We start from the raw sequence: 21,712 nt of genomic DNA, 5'->3' as shown, positions 1-21,712 counted from the left end.
TCGATAAGCACAGGATAAGCATGCTCGATCCCAATCTGCTGCGTAATGAGCCAGACGCAGTCGCTGAAAAACTGGCACGCCGGGGCTTTAAGCTGGATGTAGATAAGCTGGGCGCTCTTGAAGAGCGTCGTAAAGTATTGCAGGTCAAAACGGAAAACCTGCAAGCGGAGCGTAACTCCCGATCGAAATCCATTGGCCAGGCGAAAGCGCGCGGGGAAGATATCGAGCCTTTACGTCTGGAAGTGAACAAACTGGGCGAAGAGCTGGATGCAGCAAAAGCCGAGCTGGATGCTTTACAGGCTGAAATTCGCGATATCGCGCTAACCATCCCTAACTTGCCTGCAGATGAAGTGCCGGTAGGTAAAGATGAAAATGACAACGTTGAAGTCAGCCGCTGGGGCACCCCGCGTGAGTTTGACTTTGAAGTTCGTGACCATGTGACGCTGGGTGAAATGCACTCTGGCCTCGACTTTGCAGCCGCAGTTAAGTTGACTGGTTCCCGCTTTGTGGTAATGAAAGGGCAGATTGCTCGCATGCACCGCGCACTGTCGCAGTTTATGCTGGATCTGCATACCGAACAGCATGGCTACAGTGAGAACTATGTTCCGTACCTGGTTAACCAGGACACGCTGTACGGTACGGGTCAGCTGCCGAAATTTGCTGGCGATCTGTTCCATACTCGTCCGCTGGAAGAAGAAGCAGACACCAGTAACTATGCACTGATCCCAACGGCAGAAGTTCCGCTGACTAACCTGGTACGCGGTGAAATCATTGATGAAGATGATCTGCCAATTAAGATGACCGCCCACACCCCATGCTTCCGTTCTGAAGCAGGTTCATATGGTCGTGACACCCGTGGTCTGATCCGTATGCACCAGTTCGACAAAGTTGAAATGGTGCAGATCGTTCGCCCGGAAGACTCAATGGCGGCGCTGGAAGAGATGACCGGTCATGCGGAAAAAGTCCTGCAGTTGCTGGGCCTGCCGTACCGTAAAATCATCCTTTGTACCGGCGACATGGGCTTTGGCGCTTGTAAAACTTACGACCTGGAAGTATGGATCCCGGCACAGAACACCTACCGCGAGATCTCTTCCTGCTCCAACGTTTGGGATTTCCAGGCGCGTCGTATGCAGGCACGTTGCCGCAGCAAGTCGGACAAGAAAACCCGTCTGGTTCATACCCTGAACGGTTCTGGTCTGGCTGTTGGCCGTACGCTGGTTGCGGTAATGGAAAACTATCAGCAGGCTGATGGTCGTATTGAAGTACCAGAAGTTCTACGTCCGTATATGAACGGACTGGAATATATTGGCTAATACCCAATTTTTCTGAATCTAAAAAGCGCCTGCGGGCGCTTTTTTTGTCTCCCTTTGATACCGAACAATAATTACTCCTCACTAACACGTAATACTACTTTCGAGTGAAAATCTACCTATCTCTTTGATTTTCAAATCATTCGATATATACAAGCCTATATAGCGAACTGCTATAGAAATAATTACACAATACGGTTTGTTACTGGAATCAATCGTGAGCAAGCTTGAGTGAGCCATTATGAAAACGAAAATCCCTGATGCGGTATTGGCTGCTGAGGTGAGTCGCCGTGGTTTGGTAAAAACGACAGCGATCGGCGGCCTGGCAATGGCCAGCAGCGCATTAACATTACCTTTTAGTCGGATTGCGCACGCTGTTGATAGTGCCCTTCCGGCAAAGTCAGACGAAAAGGTAATCTGGAGCGCCTGTACAGTTAACTGTGGTAGCCGCTGCCCGCTACGTATGCACGTTGTGGACGGTGAAATTAAATATGTTGAAACGGATAATACCGGCGATGACAACTATGACGGCCTGCACCAGGTGCGCGCCTGTCTGCGTGGGCGTTCCATGCGTCGCCGTGTCTACAATCCGGACCGCCTGAAATATCCGATGAAACGAGTCGGGGCGCGCGGTGAAGGCAAATTCGAGCGCATTAGCTGGGAAGAAGCCTACGACATCATCGCGACCAATATGCAGCGCCTGATCAAAGAGTACGGCAACGAGTCTATCTATCTGAACTATGGTACCGGTACGCTGGGCGGCACCATGACCCGCTCCTGGCCGCCGGGAAATACCCTGGTCGCTCGCCTGATGAACTGCTGCGGCGGTTATCTGAACCATTACGGTGACTACTCTTCCGCGCAAATTGCGGAAGGTTTGAACTATACCTACGGCGGCTGGGCAGATGGTAACAGCCCGTCGGATATCGAAAACAGTAAACTGGTAGTGCTGTTTGGTAATAACCCTGGCGAAACGCGAATGAGTGGCGGTGGGGTGACTTACTATCTTGAACAGGCGCGCCAGAAATCTAATGCTCGCATGATCATCATCGATCCGCGCTATACTGACACCGGTGCCGGGCGCGAAGATGAGTGGATCCCTATTCGTCCGGGAACAGATGCCGCACTGGTTAACGGTCTGGCGTATGTCATGATCACCGAAAACCTGGTGGATCAGGCATTCCTCGATAAATATTGCGTTGGCTACGACGAGAAAACCCTACCAGCCAGTGCACCGAAAAATGGCCACTATAAAGCTTATATTCTGGGTGAAGGGCCAGATGGCGTGGCTAAAACGCCGGAATGGGCCTCGCAAATCACCGGTGTTCCGGCAGACAAAATCATCAAATTGGCTCGTGAAATCGGTAGTACCAAACCGGCGTTTATCAGCCAGGGATGGGGCCCGCAGCGTCACGCTAACGGTGAAATCGCAACCCGTGCTATCTCGATGCTGGCGATTCTGACCGGTAACGTTGGTATTAACGGGGGCAACAGCGGCGCGCGTGAAGGTTCATACAGCTTACCTTTTGTCCGTATGCCGACCCTCGAAAACCCGATCCAGACCAGCATTTCGATGTTTATGTGGACCGATGCCATTGAACGTGGCCCGGAAATGACAGCGCTGCGTGATGGTGTGCGCGGGAAAGATAAGCTGGATGTGCCGATCAAAATGATCTGGAACTATGCCGGTAACTGCCTGATTAACCAGCATTCTGAAATCAACCGTACCCATGAAATCCTTCAGGATGATAAGAAGTGCGAGCTGATTGTGGTTATCGACTGCCACATGACTTCATCGGCGAAATATGCTGACATCCTGCTGCCTGACTGCACTGCTTCCGAACAGATGGACTTTGCACTGGATGCATCCTGCGGGAATATGTCTTACGTGATTTTCAACGATCAGGTGATTAAACCGCGCTTTGAATGTAAGACCATCTATGAAATGACCAGCGAACTGGCAAAACGTCTTGGCGTTGAGCAACAGTTTACTGAAGGCCGTACACAGGAAGAGTGGATGCGGCATCTGTATGCCCAGTCGCGGGAAGCGATTCCTGAACTGCCAACGTTTGAAGAGTTCCGCAAGCAGGGGATCTTTAAAAAGCGCGACCCACAAGGGCATCACGTTGCTTATAAAGCTTTCCGTGAAGATCCGCAGGCAAATCCGCTGACCACGCCATCGGGTAAAATTGAGATTTATTCGCAGGCGCTGGCTGACATTGCCGCGACCTGGGAATTGCCAGAAGGCGACGTGATCGATCCACTGCCGATCTACACGCCGGGCTTTGAAAGTTATCAGGATCCGCTGAACAAACAATATCCGCTGCAGCTTACTGGCTTCCACTACAAATCTCGCGTTCACTCAACTTACGGCAACGTTGATGTGCTGAAAGCAGCTTGCCGTCAGGAAATGTGGATCAACCCGCTTGATGCACAAAAACGCGGTATCAACAACGGCGATAAGGTCAGGATCTTTAACGACCGTGGTGAGGTTCACATTGAGGCAAAAGTGACGCCACGAATGATGCCGGGTGTGGTCGCACTGGGTGAAGGTGCCTGGTATGACCCGGATGCAAAACGTGTCGATAAGGGCGGTTGTATTAACGTACTGACCACTCAACGTCCGTCTCCTCTCGCTAAGGGGAATCCGTCACATACAAACCTGGTTCAGGTTGAAAAGGTGTAAGGAGTAACCGATGACAACCCAGTATGGATTTTTTATTGATTCCAGCCGTTGCACCGGTTGCAAAACCTGCGAGCTGGCCTGTAAAGACTATAAAGATCTGACGCCGGAAGTCAGCTTCCGCCGCATTTATGAATATGCTGGCGGTGACTGGCAGGAAGATAACGGTGTCTGGCATCAGAACGTGTTTGCCTACTATCTGTCGATTTCATGTAACCACTGCGAAGATCCGGCTTGTACTAAAGTCTGCCCGAGCGGTGCGATGCATAAACGTGAAGATGGTTTTGTTGTGGTCGATGAAGATGTGTGCATTGGCTGCCGCTACTGCCATATGGCTTGCCCGTATGGCGCACCGCAATATAACGAAACGAAAGGCCATATGACCAAATGCGATGGTTGTTATGACCGTGTTGCGGAGGGGAAGAAGCCGATCTGTGTTGAATCTTGCCCGCTGCGGGCGCTGGATTTCGGCCCTATCGACGAGCTGCGTAAAAAACATGGCGATTTGGCGGCTGTTGCGCCGTTGCCGCGAGCTCACTTTACCAAACCGAATATTGTGATCAAACCCAATGCCAACAGCCGCCCGACCGGGGATACCACTGGCTATCTGGCAAACCCGAAGGAGGTGTGAGATGGGAAGTGGATGGCATGAATGGCCGCTGATGATCTTCACGGTCTTCGGGCAATGTGTAGCAGGTGGTTTTATCGTTCTGGCTTTGGCGCTGCTCAAAGGCGACCTGCGAGCAGAAGCCCAGCAGCGTGTTATCGCCTGCATGTTTGGCTTATGGGTGCTGATGGGGATTGGCTTTATCGCCTCTATGCTTCATCTTGGTTCACCGATGCGCGCCTTTAACTCGCTCAACCGGGTAGGGGCTTCAGCACTCAGTAACGAAATCGCCAGCGGTTCGATCTTTTTTGCTGTTGGTGGCATCGGCTGGTTACTGGCAATGCTGAAAAAGCTGTCACCGGCATTGCGTACGCTGTGGCTGGTGGTGACGATGGTTCTTGGCGTAGTCTTTGTCTGGATGATGGTGCGTGTCTATAACAGCATCGATACCGTACCCACCTGGTACAGCATCTGGACACCGATGGGCTTCTTCCTGACGATGTTCATGGGCGGCCCGTTACTGGGTTACCTGTTACTGAGTCTGGCTGGCGTCGATGGCTGGGCGATGCGTCTGCTGCCAGCTATTTCTGTACTGGCCCTGGTAGTGAGTGGCGTGGTGTCAGTGATGCAGGGCGCAGAGCTGGCGACTATTCATAGCTCTGTGCAGCAGGCCGCAGCGCTGGTGCCGGACTATGGTGCGCTGATGTCCTGGCGGATCGTGCTTTTGGCTGTTGCCCTGTGCTTGTGGATTGCCCCACAGCTAAAAGGTTATCAGCCTGCGGTTCCGCTACTTTCCGTATCATTCATTCTGCTTCTGGCAGGGGAATTAATCGGTCGTGGCGTATTCTATGGTTTGCATATGACCGTGGGAATGGCCGTCGCAAGCTAATCATAACAACCGGGGTTTCGGCCCCGGTTCTCTTTTATTTCTGCTTCGTTAACGTGTCATAACTGGTCATCAAATTACGATAATCAGGAATATGGTTAGAGAACAACGTCGCCAGTCCTTCAATATCATTACGCCAGTCGCGATGCAGCTCGCACGCCACGCCGAACCATGTCATCAATTGCGCACCCGCTTGCGACATTCGATCCCACGCCGAGTGCCGGGTAATTTCGTTAAAGGTTCCTGACGCGTCAGTCACGACAAAGACATCAAACCCTTCTTCAATTGCCGAAAGTGCCGGGAACGCAACGCAAACTTCGGTTACCACACCAGCGATAATCAATTGTTTTTTACCTGTCGCTTTTACCGCTTTCACAAAATCTTCGTTATCCCAGGCGTTAATATTTCCCGGGCGAGCAATGTAAGGTGCATCAGGGAACTGTGCTTTCAGTTCCGGAACTAATGGGCCGTTAGGGCCGGTTTCAAAACTGGTGGTAAGAATAGTAGGTAAGTTGAAATACTTAGCCAGATCACCCAGCGCCAGCACGTTATTTTTAAACTTATCGGGTTCAATATCCCGTACAAGGGAAAGTAAACCAGCCTGGTGATCAACAAGCAAAACGGCAGCATCATTTTTATCGAGACGAACATACGGTTTGGTCATCCTCTTCTCCTTTCGAGAGTCAGCGGTACGTCTGAAATCGGTCAGACGCGATGCATTGCTCTGAAAGCATAGACGGGAAATATGAGTTTGCTGTGACCATGAAATTTTTCGACTGAACGAAGCGTATGAAATTTGTGTTAGATCAATAAAAACAATCAGATGAGATTAATCGTCTCTCCAGCATTAGCGTTATGAATGAGTAATATAAATCGATAATACCTCAGCTGCGATATGCGCGTATTTTCACCCATTGACAATGTTTTTGGCGGTGGCATGATGCGCATGAAATTTGAACTTCCTCACGGTTTTAATTCATGTCCACGTATACCCGGCCTGTCATGCTTTTGCTGTCTGGCCTGCTTTTGTTGACTTTGGCGATCGCAGTGTTAAATACACTCGTGCCGCTTTGGCTCGCCCAGGAACATATGTCCACATGGCAGGTAGGCGTTGTCAGCTCATCCTATTTTACCGGCAACCTGGTCGGTACATTGCTGACAGGGTATGTCATTAAGCGCATTGGCTTTAACCGCAGCTATTATCTGGCCTCCTTCATTTTTGCCGCTGGCTGTGCAGGTCTTGGCCTGATGATTGGTTTCTGGAGCTGGTTGGCGTGGCGTTTTGTAGCGGGTGTCGGCTGTGCCATGATTTGGGTGGTCGTTGAGAGCGCGCTGATGTGCAGTGGGACGTCACGTAACCGTGGTCGTTTGCTTGCTGCGTATATGATGGTTTATTACGTGGGAACGTTTTTAGGCCAGTTACTGGTCAGCAAAGTTTCAACCGAGCTGATGTCCGTATTGCCGTGGGTTACAGGTTTGACGTTGGCAGGGATCTTACCGCTGTTGTTTACGCGTGTGCTGAATCAGCAGGCTGAAAACCATGATTCGACGTCAATTACGTCAATGCTAAAACTCCGTCAGGCGCGGCTTGGCGTGAATGGCTGCATTATCTCAGGAATCGTTCTGGGATCTCTATATGGCCTGATGCCGCTGTACCTCAATCACAAAGGGGTGAGCAATGCCAGCATTGGTTTCTGGATGGCGGTACTGGTCAGTGCGGGTATCCTTGGACAATGGCCGATTGGACGTCTGGTCGATAAGTTTGGTCGACTGCTGGTGTTGCGTGTTCAGGTCTTTGTCGTCATTCTCGGCAGTATCGCGATGCTTAGCCAGGCGGCGATGGCCCCAGCGTTATTCATCCTCGGTGCCGCTGGCTTTACGCTATATCCGGTGGCGATGGCATGGGCTTGCGAGAAAGTTGAACATCATCAACTGGTGGCGATGAACCAGGCCTTACTGTTGAGCTATACTGTGGGAAGTCTGCTTGGCCCGTCATTTACTGCCATGCTAATGCAGAATTTCTCCGATAATTTATTGTTTATCATGATCGCCAGCGTATCGTTTATCTATTTGCTGATGCTGCTTCGCAACGCCGGTCATACGCCGAAACCCGTTGCTCACGTGTAAATGAATTAACGCAGAGTGTGAACTTACTGTTTCACACTCTGCTTTTTTGTTTCTTCTCTCTGACTTGCTTTTTTCAAAATTTTATTCGTTTCAAAATAAAATGTGCAGCAGGTTATAATTTTGCATTTCGCTATTTCCGCACTTCTTATTTGCCGCGCATAATCCCTCGTTTTACAGATGCCCCTTTAATTTTGGCGAAGGATTTGTCTATGGCTGGGAATGTTCAGGAAAAACAGCTGCGATGGTACAACATTGCGCTGATGTCTTTTATCACTGTCTGGGGTTTTGGCAACGTTGTTAATAACTACGCCAACCAGGGGCTGGTGGTTGTTTTTTCATGGGTGTTTATCTTTGCGCTCTATTTCACACCTTATGCGCTAATTGTTGGTCAGTTAGGCTCGACCTTCAAAGATGGGAAGGGCGGGGTCAGTACCTGGATTAAACACACGATGGGACCCGGACTGGCTTACCTCGCCGCGTGGACCTACTGGGTAGTGCATATTCCCTATCTGGCACAAAAACCCCAGGCAATACTGATTGCGCTCGGTTGGGCGATGAAAGGCGACGGTTCGCTAATCAAAGAATATTCAGTCGTAGCGTTACAGGGGTTAACGCTGGTGCTGTTTGTCTTCTTTATGTGGGTTGCTTCACGCGGTATGAAATCGCTGAAAATCGTCGGTTCTGTGGCAGGGATTGCGATGTTTGTTATGTCGCTCCTGTATGTGGCGATGGCGGTAACCGCGCCTGCGATTACTGAAGTGCATATTGCGACCACAAACATTACCTGGGAAACGTTTATTCCTCATATCGACTTTACCTACATTACCACTATTTCAATGCTGGTCTTTGCGGTTGGTGGAGCAGAGAAGATTTCTCCCTACGTTAATCAAACGCGCAACCCAGGAAAAGAATTTCCAAAAGGGATGTTATGCCTGGCGGTGATGGTTGCGGTGTGCGCGATCCTTGGATCGCTTGCAATGGGGATGATGTTTGACTCCCGCAATATTCCCGATGACTTAATGACCAACGGCCAGTATTACGCCTTCCAGAAGCTGGGCGAGTATTACAGCATGGGTAATACTTTAATGGTGATTTACGCCATTGCGAATACTCTGGGTCAAGTAGCTGCGCTGGTATTCTCGATTGATGCGCCGCTTAAAGTATTATTAGGCGATGCTGACAGCAAATATATTCCTGCCAGTTTATGTCGTACCAACGCATCTGGTACGCCCGTTAATGGCTATTTTCTGACCCTGGTGCTGGTGGCGATCCTGATTATGCTGCCGACTCTCGGCATCGGTGATATGAACAATCTCTATAAATGGCTGTTGAACCTTAACTCGGTAGTGATGCCGCTGCGTTATTTATGGGTATTTGTTGCATTTATTGCAGTTGTTCGCCTGGCGCAGAAATATAAGCCGGAATATGTTTTTATTCGTAATAAGCCGCTGGCAATGACCGTCGGAATTTGGTGTTTTGCCTTTACCGCTTTTGCCTGCCTGACGGGTATTTTCCCGAAAATGGAAGCCTTCACCGCAGAGTGGACATTCCAGTTGGCGCTGAATGTTGCAACGCCGTTTGTGCTGGTGGGATTAGGGCTGATATTCCCGCTGCTGGCGCGTAAAGCGAATAGCAAATAATTATTGTGGTCGGTGACGCTGACTCTGGCAGATCTGACCCGTTTTTACATAATCGAGAAATGCGCGCAAGCCGCAGGACATATACTGGCGGTTTGGGTAATAGATCTGGAAGCCTGGACGCTCTGTGATCCAGTCTTCCAGTACACATTCTAAACGACCGGTATCAAGGTACTCCTTGATCTGTTCATAGAGCAGATACCCGATACCAGCACCCATCAAAACGGCATCCAGTTCAGCATCAACATCATCCAGAATGATATTTCCTGCGACAGCAATTTCCAGCTCCTTTGCAAATTGCCAGTGGAAAGGTTTGCCGCTGGGATAACGAAAAACAACACATTGATGATTAAGCAGATCATGAGGATGGCGGGGTTTGCCATATCTTGCAAAGTACTCTGGCGTTGCTGCTACACATAATTTCACTGGCGGGCCGATCGCCACGCTGATCATATCTTTTTCGACGATGCCACTAAGTCGAACGCCAGCGTCAAAGCCCTGCTGGACGATATCAACAAGAGAGTCGTCAGTTGTGAGCTCGACTTTAATATCAGGATATTCACGTGTGAAACCAACCAGTAAAGGCATTAAAAATATACGTGCAGCTACCCGGGCGGCATTGATTTTGAGCGTACCTGTCGGTGTCAGACGAAAATCATTCATCTCATCTAACATGATCTGAATTTCGTCGAAAGCTGGGCGCAATCGTTCATAGAGATTAGAACCCGCTTCCGTTAACGATACGCTTCGGGTTGTCCGATTGAATAAGCGAATTTTAAGACGTTGTTCCAGTGTTTTAATACTATGGCTAATGGCGGACGAAGATAAGCCTAACTCATCGCCTGCTGCGCGAAAGCTTTGATTACGGGCCACGGCAAAGAAAGTGGCAAAGTCAGACATATTCATCCGCATTAGTGAAAATCCTTCATTAACTCATCCTGAATCATCACGTTTACAGGATGATGCCGCCTGCGTAAAGTGCGCTCCAGAACTTAACGTGGAGGTAAAATTATGCAGTCTGAACGTATTTATTTGGTATGGGCCCATCCTCGTCATGATTCATTGACCGCACATATTGCTGATGCGATCCATCAGCGGGCAATGGAGCGGAAAATACAGGTGACGGAACTCGATTTATATCGGCGTAATTTCAACCCGGTGATGACGCCGGAAGATGAACCAGACTGGAAGAATATGGATAAACGTTATTCTCCAGAGGTTCATCAGCTTTATTCAGAGCTGCTTGAACATGACACGTTAGTGGTGGTTTTTCCTCTCTGGTGGTACAGCTTCCCAGCAATGCTAAAAGGATATATTGACAGAGTATGGAATAATGGGCTGGCTTATGGAGATGGGCACAAATTACCATTCAATAAAGTTCGTTGGGTGGCGCTGGTTGGAGGAGACAAAGAATCATTTGTCCAGATGGGCTGGGAAAAAAATATAAGCGAATATTTGATAAATATGTGCAGTTATCTTGGTATTGAAGATGCCGATGTCACTTTCTTGTGTAATACAGTGGTATTCGATGGGGAAGAACTTCACGCGAGCTATTATCAGTCGTTATTATCTCAGGTACGGGATATGGTAGATGCACTATAAGATGTGTTAAAAACGCTGTAGCAGAATGAAGCGCGGAATAACAAAGCGGCAACTCAATAAAGTTGCCGCTTTACGGGGAAATTAGAACATTACCTTGTGACCGTACTGCTCAAGAATGCCTTTCACGCGTTCCATGGTCTCTTTCTTCGGTGGTTTAACACCATCAAGTTTGTATTCTTCACCCATCGCCACCCATTTGTGTTTGCCCAGCTCGTGGTAGGGGAGAAGCTCGATTTTCTCAACGTTGCCCATATCACGGGTAAATTCACCGAGGCGATGCGCTGAATCGTCATCGTCAGACCAGCCAGGGACAACAACGTAGCGGATCCACACCTTCACATTTTTATTCGCCACATATTTAGCAAACTCCAGCGTGCGGTGGTTGGAAACTCCAACCAGATTTTGGTGGATCTCGTCGTTCATCTGTTTGAGATCGAGCATTACCAGGTCGGTTACTTCCAGCAGTTCATCAATCACCGGATCGTAACGACGAACAAAACCGTTGGTATCCAGACAGGTATGAATGCCTTCTTTTTTGCAGGCGCGGAACCAGTCACGAACAAACTCAGCTTGCAGGATTGCTTCACCGCCGGATGCGGTAACGCCGCCGCCGGAAGCGTTCATAAAGTGGCGATAGGTCACCACTTCCTTCATCAAATCTTCAACGGTAACTTCTTTACCGCCATGCGTGTCCCAGGTGTCGCGGTTATGACAATACAGGCAGCGCATCAGGCAGCCCTGGAAAAAGGTGATAAAGCGAATACCCGGGCCGTCTACGGTTCCACAGGATTCAAAGGAGTGAATGCGACCAATAACTGACATTGCGGTGTTTCTCCAGATGTGGCCCATCTGAGGCCGTGTTGGTGCGCAGCTCGAAGGCTACGTCGAGTCTGTTTTGGCAGTCACCTTAAAGTATAGATAGCTGACAAAAAAGGCTCTCGTGCTAAAAAAGGCCCCACTTTCGTGGAGCCTTTATTGTACGCTTTTTACTGTACGATTTCAGTCAAAACTAATTACATAGATTGAGTGAAGGTACGAGTAATAACGTCCTGCTGCTGTTCTTTAGTCAGCGAGTTGAAACGTACTGCGTAGCCAGATACACGGATGGTCAGCTGCGGATATTTTTCCGGGTTTTCCATCGCGTCGAGCAGCATTTCACGGTTCATCACGTTAACGTTCAGGTGCTGACCACCTTCGATGGATGCTTCGTGGTGGAAGTAACCATCCATCAGACCAGCCAGGTTGGTCTTACGAACTTCGTCGTCTTTACCCAGTGCGTTCGGAACGATAGAGAAGGTGTAGGAGATACCATCTTTAGCGTAAGCAAACGGCAGTTTAGCAACGGAAGTCAGAGATGCTACAGCACCTTTCTGGTCACGACCGTGCATCGGGTTAGCACCCGGTCCGAACGGCGCGCCAGCACGACGACCGTCTGGGGTGTTACCAGTTTTCTTACCATACACAACGTTAGAAGTGATGGTCAGAACAGACTGAGTCGGGATTGCGTCACGGTAGGTGTGCAGTTTCTGAATTTTCTTCATGAAACGTTCTACCAGGTCAACCGCCAGGTCATCTACACGCGGGTCGTTGTTACCAAACTGCGGGTATTCGCCTTCGATTTCGAAGTCGATAGCCAGACCGTCTTCGTCACGAATCGGTTTAACTTTCGCATATTTGATTGCAGACAGGGAGTCAGCAGCAACGGACAGACCAGCGATACCACACGCCATGGTGCGGATAACGTCACGGTCGTGCAGCGCCATCAGAGAGGCTTCGTAGCTGTACTTGTCGTGCATGTAGTGGATGATGTTCAGTGCAGTGATGTACTGTTTAGCCAGCCAGTCCATGAAGTGATCCATGCGCTCCATCACTTCATCGTAGTTCAGGAGATCGCCTTTGATCGGTTCAGACTTCGGACCAACCTGCATTTTCAGTTTTTCGTCAACGCCGCCGTTGATTGCGTACAGCATGGTTTTCGCCAGGTTTGCACGCGCACCGAAGAACTGCATTTGTTTACCAACGATCATCGGGCTTACGCAGCAAGCGATAGCGTAGTCATCGTTGTTGAAATCCGGACGCATCAGGTCATCGTTCTCATACTGCAGAGAAGAGGTGTCAATAGACACTTTAGCGGCGAATTTCTTGAAGTTCAGCGGCAGTTTTTCAGACCACAGAATGGTCATGTTCGGTTCCGGAGACGGACCCATGGTGTACAGGGTGTTCAGGAAACGGAAGCTGTTTTTGGTAACCAGGGTACGACCGTCGAGGCCCATACCACCGATAGATTCGGTTGCCCAGATCGGGTCGCCAGAGAACAGTTCATCGTATTCCGGAGTACGCAGGAAGCGAACCATACGCAGTTTCATGACCAGGTGGTCAACCATTTCCTGCGCTTCTTGTTCGGTGATCTTGCCAGCTTTCAGGTCACGTTCGATGTACACATCCAGGAAGGTGGAGGTACGACCGAAGGACATTGCAGCACCGTTCTGAGACTTAACAGCAGCCAGGTAGCCGAAGTAAGTCCACTGGATAGCTTCCTGAGCGTTGGTAGCCGGACCAGAGATGTCGTAGCCGTATTTCGCAGCCATTTCTTTCATCTGACCCAGAGCGCGGTGCTGTTCAGCGATTTCTTCGCGCAGACGGATAGTCTGTTCCAGGTTTACGCCGTTTTCCAGATCAGCCTGCAGAGAGGTGAACTGAGCGTATTTGTCTTTCATCAGGTAGTCGATACCGTACAGCGCAACGCGACGGTAGTCACCGATGATACGACCACGGCCATAAGCATCTGGCAGACCGGTCAGAACACCGGATTTACGGCAACGCAGGATGTCCGGAGTGTAAACGTCGAACACGCCCTGGTTGTGAGTTTTACGGTATTCAGTGAAGATTTTTTTGATCATCGGGTCCAGTTCGCGGTTGTACGCTTTGCAGGAACCTTCGATCATTTTGATACCACCGAACGGGATAAGAGCACGTTTCAGCGGAGCTTCAGTCTGCAGACCAACAACTTTTTCCAACGCTTTGTTGATGTAGCCAGCGTCGTGAGAGGTGATGGTGGAAGCAACAGCGGTGTCAAAGTCAACTGGCGCGTGAGTGCGGTTTTCCAGTTTAACGCCTTCCATTACTTTGTCCCACAGGGTGGTGGTCGCTTCAGTAGCGCCAGCCAGGAAGGACTCGTCACCCTCGTACGGAGTGTAGTTTTTCTGAATGAAGTCACGGACGTTTACTTCATTCTGCCAGTCACCTTTGGTAAAACCTTCCCAGGCTGTGGCTAACTTTTCATTAAGCTCGGACATGTAACACCTACCTTCTTAAGTGGATTTTTTATTTACTGCGTACTTCGACAACCATTAATGGTGATCGTTTTCACGCAGGTAAATGACCCAGTATGTCAACCCAACCAACAAACCACCGCCGATAATATTACCGATCGTAACCGGAATCAGGTTATCAGTGATGAAGTTCATCACGGTCAGGTGAGAAAAATTTTCCGGTGCAGAACCGACAGCGGTCCAGAATTCCGGAGATGCGAAGTCGCGGATTACAATACCCATCGGGATCATAAACATGTTTGCGATACTGTGCTCAAAACCGCTGGCAACAAACATCGCGACCGGCAGCACCATAATGAACGCTTTATCCATCAGGCTGCGGCCAGAATAACTCATCCATACTGCCAGACATACCATCAGGTTTGCCAGGATACCAAGGCAGACGGCCTCAATAAAAGTATGGTGCACTTTGTGGTCGGCGGTTTGTAGGACGTTTAGTCCCCATTGACCATTCGCGGTCATATACTCGCCGGAAAGCCACATTAAAAGTACAAACAGCAGTGCGCCGACCAGGTTGCCAAAATAGACATTTAGCCAGTTTTTCGCCAACTGACCCCAGGTGATGCGCCCACTCGCCTTAGCAACAACAATCAACACTGTGGAAGTAAAGAGATCGGCTCCGCAGACAACACAAAGAATCAGCCCCAGAGAGAAGCAAATGCCGCCAACCAGTTTTGCCATGCCGAAGGGCATTGTTCCTGTGCCAGTGGTTGCTGTGATATAGAAGACGAATGCGATTGAGATGAAAACACCGGCGGTAATCGCCAGATAGAAAGTCTTAAGCGGATGTTTCGTTGCTTTATAGACACCTGCCTCTTCGGCCACTTTGGCCATTGCTGCAGGAAGTAAAAGATCAAAAGGGTTGTCAGCTTTCACACTAACTCTCTCTTTATTAAGTCGGCGACGAGATACTAACAAAGCATTATAGATGAGAAATTGATATAGATCATATCTCGCCTGGCTTATAGGCCCGTAACTCGCATGGTTTTTATGCAAATACGGAGTAAATATTTGATTATCCAAATAAAAATAAATTTTAAAAATTAACAAATGAGTTGAATTTTTTCCGCATCCTCCGCTAAAACAGTTAATTAAAAGGGAGCACCAGGCGAATAAAGTAACAATATCGATCGTATTTATTAAATACAAATTACCTATATTTAACTTTATAATTACAATTATTTTATTAATGCAAATATATGTAAAGCGGGGCATTAAAAAAACGCCCCGTAATATAACTCAGACGAATCATTAAGCCTACATTGCGTAGGCTATTTGATTTTATTTTGCCCAGAATGCTGCTTTGGCGCGTTGCAGCTTTTCGTAGGCCTTCAACAACGACTGATGTGCAGCAAACGCGTGCAGATCGCTATCTACGGGTTGCAAGCCATAAAACGCCGATTCACCGCTCATTGCCGCACTGGCGGCTTCTACGGCATCTGCGCCATACATACGAACGAAGGCATTCAGATATTGCAGTGGTTGGCGGTCTTCTTCCTGTGCCAGTAATAACAACGTTTGCAGACAGCGATAATAGTTGGCGCGTTCCGGACTGAACACTGATGAGTTAAATTCCATCGTCCATTCAGTCCAGACCAGAGCCTGTTCCAGATCGCCACCAGCCAGCGCCAGCATAGCCTTTAATTCACCGATACGCAGAGTGTACCAGCCGTTATCCGGCCCGGTTGCCAGACCCAATAGCTCACGCACGCGGGTAAAGTCATCAAAACCTTCTTCATCCAGTTGCTCGATGAGGTTCAGGTAATCTTCTTTTTCCCACTCGCTGCCTGGTAACGAAAGAATCGTTTCACGTAAATGGCTGCCCATACTGTTATTCGCCAGCCACAGATCTTCAGCCGGATAAATATCGGACATGCCAGGCACGATAATACGGCAAGCATAAACGCCCAGATGCTCGTAATCGGCAATATAAACTTCTTTATCTTCTTTGTTGAAGATAGCCATCAGCGTAGCAAACTCTTCTTCCGTGGTGCCTGAGAAGCTCCAGTCCACAAACGGATAATCGGCATCCTGCTTGAACAGGTCCCAGGAGATTAAACCGCTGGAATCGATAAAGTGCGTTTCGAGGTTGGTATGTTCAGCAACTTCTTCATCATCAAAGGTTGGCGGAGTAAACACATCCAAATCTTTCAGGCCACGACCTTGCAGCAGCTCGGTCACGGTACGTTCCAGTGCTACGCCAAAATCAGGATGCGCACCGAAAGAGGCAAAGCAGGTACCGTTAGCTGGATTGAACAGTACCACGCAGATCACCGGATACTGGCCGCCAAGCGAGGCATCATAAGCGAAGATCGGGAAACCTTCCGCTTCCAGTGTTTCGATCGCTTCAACCACCGCTGGATAACGCGCCAGCACGTCTGCCGGGATCTCTGGCAGGCTGATGCTTTCAGCAATAATGCGGTTTTTCACGTAGCGTTCGAAAACTTCGGACAACCCCTGAACGCGTGCTTCGTTTCGGGTATTGCCAGCGGACATACCGTTAGAAACGTACAGGTTACCAATGATATTCATCGGAATATAAACGATCTGATTGTCGGACTGGCGCGTAAACGGCAGACCGCAAATACCACGATCTTCGTTACCAGATTGTAGGTCAATCAGCATGCTGCCGGTCAGTTCATTCTCCGGATCGTAAAATGCGCGCAGACGGTCATCGAGCAGCCCTTCTGGTACATCGTCGTTTTCGGTCAGTGGGAACCATTTTTCGTTGGGATAATGCACGAATGGACCGTTGGCGATGGTTTCGCCCAGCCAGAAATCAGCAAAAAAGTAGTTGGTAGACAGACGCTCGAAATATTCACCGAGGGCAGATGCCAGCGCCGCTTTTTTGGTTGCGCCTTTACCGTTGGTAAAACACAGTGCGCACTCTTTGTCGCGAATGTGCACTGACCAGACGTTAGGCACGGGATTCAGCCAGGAGGCCTCTTCAATCTGAAAACCAAGGTCTGAAAGTTTTTGTTGGAAGCGAGCGATGGAATCTTCCAGGGCGGCATCTTTGCCGGGGATAAATGTTTGCGTCATGAAAATCACTTTAGTCGTACGGAAAGCGCGCAATAATACGGGTTTTATCTCAAAGGCGCTATCACCGCCGCCAGGCAGATGAACTGTTGACTATGCTTTTAGCGGATAAACCACGATAAGAGCATAAAAATGAAGGCATTCGATCTCCACCGTATGGCATTTGATAAAGTGCCTTTTGATTTCCTTGGCGAAGTTGCACTACGTAGTCTTTATACCTTTGTACTGGTTTTTTTGTTCCTCAAAATGACCGGCAGACGCGGTGTGCGGCAGATGTCGCTGTTTGAAGTGTTAATCATTCTGACGCTGGGGTCAGCGGCGGGGGATGTGGCGTTTTATGATGATGTGCCGATGGTTCCGGTGCTTATCGTCTTTATTACTCTGGCGTTGTTATACCGTCTGGTAATGTGGTTGATGGCGCACAGTGAAAAACTGGAGGATCTTCTGGAAGGCAAGCCGGTTGTCATTATTGAGGATGGTGAGCTGGCCTGGTCGAAACTTAATAACTCCAACATGACGGAATTTGAGTTCTTTATGGAGCTGCGACTGCGTGGAGTGGAGCAGTTGGGGCAGGTACGTCTGGCGATTCTCGAAACCAACGGGCAAATCAGTGTCTATTTCTTTGAAGATGACAAGGTCAAACCGGGATTACTTATTTTACCCAGTGACTGTACTCAGCGTTACAAAGTGGTGCCTGAGTCGGCGGACTATGCTTGCATCCGTTGCAGTGAGATCATTCATATGAATGCAGGGGAAAAACAATTATGTCCGCGCTGTGCAAATCCAGAATGGACGAAGGCAAGTCGGGCTAAACGGGTGACCTGACAGCAAAAAAATCGGTTTTTGGACAATAATCCGAGAGATTCTATTGTGTGACGCGTGCCGCATTTTTGCCCTCGACTGTTTTACCCATTGCGATGCGCGCCACTGAATGATAAAACCGATAGCCACAGGAATAATGTATTACCCGCGGTCGCAATCGATTGTCCGTGGGTTAATGGCAACGCAACGTGGTGAGGGGAAATGGCTCAAATCTTCAATTTTAGTTCTGGTCCGGCAATGCTACCGGCAGAGGTGCTTAAACAGGCTCAACAGGAACTGCGCGACTGGAACGGTCTTGGTACGTCGGTGATGGAAGTGAGCCACCGTGGTAAAGAGTTCATTCAGGTTGCAGAGGAAGCCGAGAAGGATTTTCGCGATCTTCTTAATATCCCCTCCAACTATAAAGTATTGTTCTGCCACGGCGGTGGTCGCGGTCAATTTGCTGCAGTACCGTTGAATATTCTTGGTGATAAAACCACTGCAGATTATGTTGATGCCGGTTACTGGGCGGCAAGTGCCATTAAAGAAGCGAAAAAATACTGCAAGCCAAATGTCTTTGACGCCAAAGTGACTGTTGATGGTCTTCGTGCGGTTAAGCCAATGCGTGAATGGCAGCTCTCTGATAATGCCGCTTATATGCATTACTGCCCAAATGAGACCATCGATGGTATCGCCATCGACGAAACGCCAGACTTTGGTAAAGAAGTGGTGGTTGCAGCCGACTTCTCTTCAACGATTCTTTCCCGTCCAATTGACGTCAGTCGTTACGGTGTGATTTATGCTGGCGCACAGAAAAATATCGGCCCGGCGGGCCTGACAATCGTCATCGTTCGTGAAGACTTACTGGGTAAAGCGAATATCGCTTGTCCGTCGATTCTGGATTATTCCATCCTTAACGATAACGACTCCATGTTTAACACGCCGCCGACATTTGCCTGGTACCTGTCCGGTCTGGTATTCAAATGGCTGAAAGCGAACGGCGGCGTGGCTGCAATGGATAAAATCAATCAGCAAAAAGCAGAACTGCTGTATGGGGTGATTGATAACAGCGATTTCTACCGCAATGACGTGGCGAAAGCTAACCGTTCGCGGATGAACGTGCCGTTCCAGTTGGCGGACAGTGCGCTTGACAAATTGTTCCTTGAAGAGTCTTTTGCTGCGGGGCTGCATGCCCTGAAAGGGCATCGTGTGGTCGGCGGTATGCGTGCGTCAATTTATAACGCAATGCCTCTGGAAGGCGTTAAAGCGCTGACAGACTTCATGATTGAGTTCGAACGCCGTCACGGCTAATGCCGAAATTTTGCTTAATCCCCACAGCCAGCCTGTGGGTTTTTATTTCTGTTGTAGAGAGTTGAGTTCATGGAATCCCTGACGTTACAACCCATCGCTCGTGTCGATGGCACCATTAATCTGCCCGGTTCCAAGAGCGTTTCTAACCGCGCTTTATTGCTGGCGGCATTAGCACACGGCAAAACAGTATTAACCAATCTGCTGGATAGCGATGACGTGCGCCATATGCTGAATGCATTAACAGCGTTAGGGGTAAGCTATACACTTTCAGCCGATCGTACGCGTTGCGAAATCATCGGTAACGGCGGTCCATTACACGCAAAAAGTGCCCTGGAGTTGTTCCTCGGTAACGCCGGAACGGCAATGCGTCCGCTGGCGGCAGCTCTTTGTCTGGGTAGCAATGATATTGTGCTGACCGGTGAACCGCGTATGAAAGAACGCCCCATTGGTCATCTGGTGGATGCGCTGCGCCTGGGTGGGGCGAAGATCACTTACCTGGAACAAGAAAATTATCCACCATTGCGTTTACAGGGCGGCTTTACTGGCGGCAACGTTGACGTTGATGGCTCCGTTTCCAGTCAGTTTCTCACCGCACTGTTAATGACTGCGCCTCTTGCGCCGGAAGATACGGTGATTCGTATTAAAGGCGATCTGGTCTCTAAACCTTATATCGACATCACACTCAATCTGATGAAGACGTTTGGTGTTGAAATTGAAAATCAGCACTATCAACAATTTGTCGTAAAAGGCGGGCAGTCTTATCAGTCTCCGGGTACTTATTTGGTCGAAGGCGATGCATCTTCGGCTTCTTACTTCCTGGCAGCAGCAGCAATCAAAGGCGGCACTGTAAAAGTGACCGGCATTGGACGCAACAGTATGCAGGGTGATATTCGCTTTGCTGATGTGCTGGAAAAAATGGGCGCGACCATTTGCTGGGGCGATGATTATATTTCCTGCACGCGGGGTGAACTGAACGCTATTGATATGGATATGAACCATATTCCTGATGCGGCGATGACCATTGCCACGGCGGCGTTATTTGCAAAAGGCACCACCACGCTGCGCAATATCTATAACTGGCGTGTTAAAGAGACCGATCGCCTGTTTGCGATGGCAACAGAACTGCGTAAAGTTGGTGCGGAAGTAGAAGAGGGGCACGATTACATTCGTATCACTCCACCGGAAAAACTGAACTTTGCCGAGATCGCAACATACAATGATCACCGGATGGCGATGTGTTTCTCGCTGGTGGCGTTGTCAGATACACCAGTGACGATTCTTGATCCCAAATGCACGGCCAAAACATTTCCGGATTATTTCGAGCAGCTGGCGCGGATTAGCCAGGCAGCCTGAATGAACAACGTGCAATAAATAGCCAAATCTTTCTTTATCAAAACGTCGGCACATTGCCGGCGTTTTTTTCGGACCTTGTGAGTCATTTTGATTAATGGTAGCGTCGTTTGTCAATGTAAGTTATTGATACATAATATTTATATATGATTAATCAACGGATGATTCACATGAAGAATACTAAATTACTGCTGGCGATTGCGGCCTCTGCAGCTTTACTGACAGGGTGTCAGAATACCCACGGTATTGATACCAATATGGCTATCAGCTCAGGTTTAAATGCCTATAAAGCAGCAACGTTAAGCGATGCTGATGCAAAAGCGATTGCCAATCAGGGCTGTGCCGAAATGGACAGCGGCAATCAAGTCGCAAGTAAATCCAGCAAGTACGGTAAACGTCTGGCAAAAATCGCCAAAGCATTGGGTAACAATATTAATGGCACGCCGGTCAACTATAAGGTTTATATGACCAGCGACGTCAACGCATGGGCGATGGCGAACGGCTGTGTTCGTGTCTATAGTGGCCTGATGGACATGATGAACGACAACGAAATTGAAGGCGTTCTGGGTCATGAACTGGGCCACGTCGCGTTGGGTCACTCGCTGGCTGAAATGAAAGCTTCTTATGCGATCGTTGCCGCACGTGATGCGATTTCCGCTACCAGCGGTGTGGCTTCCCAGCTTTCTCGCTCACAATTAGGTGATATCGCAGAAGGCGCGATCAATGCTAAATACTCCCGCGATAAAGAGTCCGAAGCAGATGATTTCTCCTTTGATCTGTTGAAGAAACGTGGCATCAGCACCCAGGGGCTGGTTGGCAGCTTTGAAAAATTGGCCAGCCTGGATGGCGGCCGTACCCAGTCCATGTTTGACTCTCACCCACCATCAACAGAGCGTGCGCAACACATCCGTGATCGTATCGCCTCTGGTAAGTAAATCATTGTCATCTTTCGGGCTGGTCTTCTGCCAGCCCGCTATAATTGCGCAATAAATCCCCATCTGAATACAGACAAAACTGGTTTTTGCAC

17 protein-coding genes are annotated in these 21,712 nt (G+C 49.2%); 11 read left to right on the top strand and 6 right to left on the bottom strand.

All coding sequences use genetic code 11. The features are described 5' to 3' along the window. Positions 1-20 precede the first annotated feature (20 nt). From serS to dmsC, 4 genes are all read left to right on the top strand, one after another. Positions 21-1,313, top strand: coding sequence for a serine--tRNA ligase (gene serS / locus BEB42_RS01335; protein ID WP_000886683.1), 1,293 nt, complete (start codon positions 21-23; stop codon positions 1,311-1,313). Between the two features lie 238 nt (positions 1,314-1,551). Further along, positions 1,552-3,996: a dimethylsulfoxide reductase subunit A gene (dmsA, locus tag BEB42_RS01330; protein WP_000850333.1), complete on the top strand. Its 2,445-nt coding sequence runs from the start codon at positions 1,552-1,554 to the stop codon at positions 3,994-3,996. Positions 3,997-4,006: 10 nt separating this feature from the next. Further along, complete coding sequence (gene dmsB / locus BEB42_RS01325; RefSeq protein ID WP_000213098.1) at positions 4,007-4,624, top strand: dimethylsulfoxide reductase iron-sulfur subunit DmsB; 618 nt, start codon at positions 4,007-4,009, stop codon at positions 4,622-4,624. A 1-nt stretch (position 4,625) separates the two neighbouring features. Beyond that, positions 4,626-5,489: a dimethyl sulfoxide reductase anchor subunit DmsC gene (gene dmsC / locus BEB42_RS01320; protein ID WP_000534649.1), complete on the top strand. Its 864-nt coding sequence runs from the start codon at positions 4,626-4,628 to the stop codon at positions 5,487-5,489. Between the two features lie 34 nt (positions 5,490-5,523). On the opposite strand, the gene ycaC is transcribed toward dmsC, so the two are convergent. Continuing rightward, positions 5,524-6,150, bottom strand: a complete 627-nt coding sequence (gene ycaC, locus BEB42_RS01315; protein ID WP_000165876.1) for an isochorismate family cysteine hydrolase YcaC — start codon at positions 6,148-6,150, stop codon at positions 5,524-5,526. Positions 6,151-6,464: 314 nt separating this feature from the next. Between ycaC and BEB42_RS01310 the strand changes: the two genes are divergently transcribed. Both BEB42_RS01310 and BEB42_RS01305 read left to right on the top strand, forming a co-directional pair. Continuing rightward, positions 6,465-7,613, top strand: coding sequence for an MFS transporter (locus BEB42_RS01310; protein WP_105267118.1), 1,149 nt, complete (start codon positions 6,465-6,467; stop codon positions 7,611-7,613). Positions 7,614-7,822: 209 nt separating this feature from the next. Beyond that, positions 7,823-9,253: an APC family permease gene (locus BEB42_RS01305; protein ID WP_000918528.1), complete on the top strand. Its 1,431-nt coding sequence runs from the start codon at positions 7,823-7,825 to the stop codon at positions 9,251-9,253. Here BEB42_RS01305 and BEB42_RS01300 read toward each other — a convergent pair whose 3' ends face one another. Beyond that, a complete protein-coding gene (locus BEB42_RS01300; protein ID WP_001242673.1) occupies positions 9,254-10,162 on the bottom strand; it encodes a LysR family transcriptional regulator in 909 nt (302 codons plus the stop codon). 99 nt (positions 10,163-10,261) lie between these two features. On the opposite strand from BEB42_RS01300, the gene BEB42_RS01295 reads away from it, so the two are divergent. Further along, positions 10,262-10,852: an NAD(P)H oxidoreductase gene (locus BEB42_RS01295; protein WP_001190366.1), complete on the top strand. Its 591-nt coding sequence runs from the start codon at positions 10,262-10,264 to the stop codon at positions 10,850-10,852. A gap of 81 nt (positions 10,853-10,933) precedes the next feature. On the opposite strand, the gene pflA is transcribed toward BEB42_RS01295, so the two are convergent. The 4 genes from pflA to ycaO form a co-directional block, all read right to left on the bottom strand. Further along, positions 10,934-11,674: a pyruvate formate lyase 1-activating protein gene (gene pflA, locus BEB42_RS01290; protein ID WP_105267117.1), complete on the bottom strand. Its 741-nt coding sequence runs from the start codon at positions 11,672-11,674 to the stop codon at positions 10,934-10,936. A 191-nt stretch (positions 11,675-11,865) separates the two neighbouring features. Continuing rightward, on the bottom strand, positions 11,866-14,148 hold the full coding sequence (gene pflB / locus BEB42_RS01285) for a formate C-acetyltransferase (protein ID WP_001292812.1): 2,283 nt from the start codon (positions 14,146-14,148) through the stop codon (positions 11,866-11,868). A 54-nt stretch (positions 14,149-14,202) separates the two neighbouring features. After that, complete coding sequence (gene focA / locus BEB42_RS01280; RefSeq protein ID WP_000642546.1) at positions 14,203-15,060, bottom strand: formate transporter FocA; 858 nt, start codon at positions 15,058-15,060, stop codon at positions 14,203-14,205. Positions 15,061-15,465: 405 nt separating this feature from the next. After that, positions 15,466-17,226 carry a 30S ribosomal protein S12 methylthiotransferase accessory factor YcaO gene (gene ycaO, locus BEB42_RS01275; protein ID WP_001353318.1) on the bottom strand — a complete coding sequence of 587 codons (1,761 nt, stop codon included), beginning with the start codon at positions 17,224-17,226 and terminating at the stop codon, positions 15,466-15,468. Positions 17,227-17,355: 129 nt separating this feature from the next. Here ycaO and BEB42_RS01270 point away from each other — a divergent pair, with 129 nt between their 5' ends. From BEB42_RS01270 to ycaL, 4 genes are all read left to right on the top strand, one after another. After that, a complete protein-coding gene (locus BEB42_RS01270) occupies positions 17,356-18,048 on the top strand; it encodes a DUF421 domain-containing protein (protein ID WP_000642852.1) in 693 nt (230 codons plus the stop codon). 198 nt (positions 18,049-18,246) lie between these two features. Beyond that, the gene (gene serC, locus BEB42_RS01265) at positions 18,247-19,335 is read left to right on the top strand and encodes a 3-phosphoserine/phosphohydroxythreonine transaminase (protein ID WP_000057129.1); all 1,089 of its coding nucleotides are present in this window, start codon (positions 18,247-18,249) and stop codon (positions 19,333-19,335) included. 69 nt (positions 19,336-19,404) lie between these two features. Further along, positions 19,405-20,688, top strand: a complete 1,284-nt coding sequence (aroA, locus tag BEB42_RS01260; protein WP_000445247.1) for a 3-phosphoshikimate 1-carboxyvinyltransferase — start codon at positions 19,405-19,407, stop codon at positions 20,686-20,688. Positions 20,689-20,855: 167 nt separating this feature from the next. Continuing rightward, positions 20,856-21,620, top strand: a complete 765-nt coding sequence (gene ycaL, locus BEB42_RS01255) for a metallopeptidase YcaL (protein WP_001353317.1) — start codon at positions 20,856-20,858, stop codon at positions 21,618-21,620. Positions 21,621-21,712: the final 92 nt, after the last annotated feature.

The organism is Escherichia sp. MOD1-EC5990 (assembly GCF_002965285.1).
Classification (GTDB): Bacteria; Pseudomonadota; Gammaproteobacteria; order Enterobacterales; family Enterobacteriaceae; genus Escherichia; species Escherichia coli_F.
The sequence above is the reverse complement of the archived record's forward strand: the minus strand, read 5'-3'. Positions and strand labels throughout refer to the sequence as shown.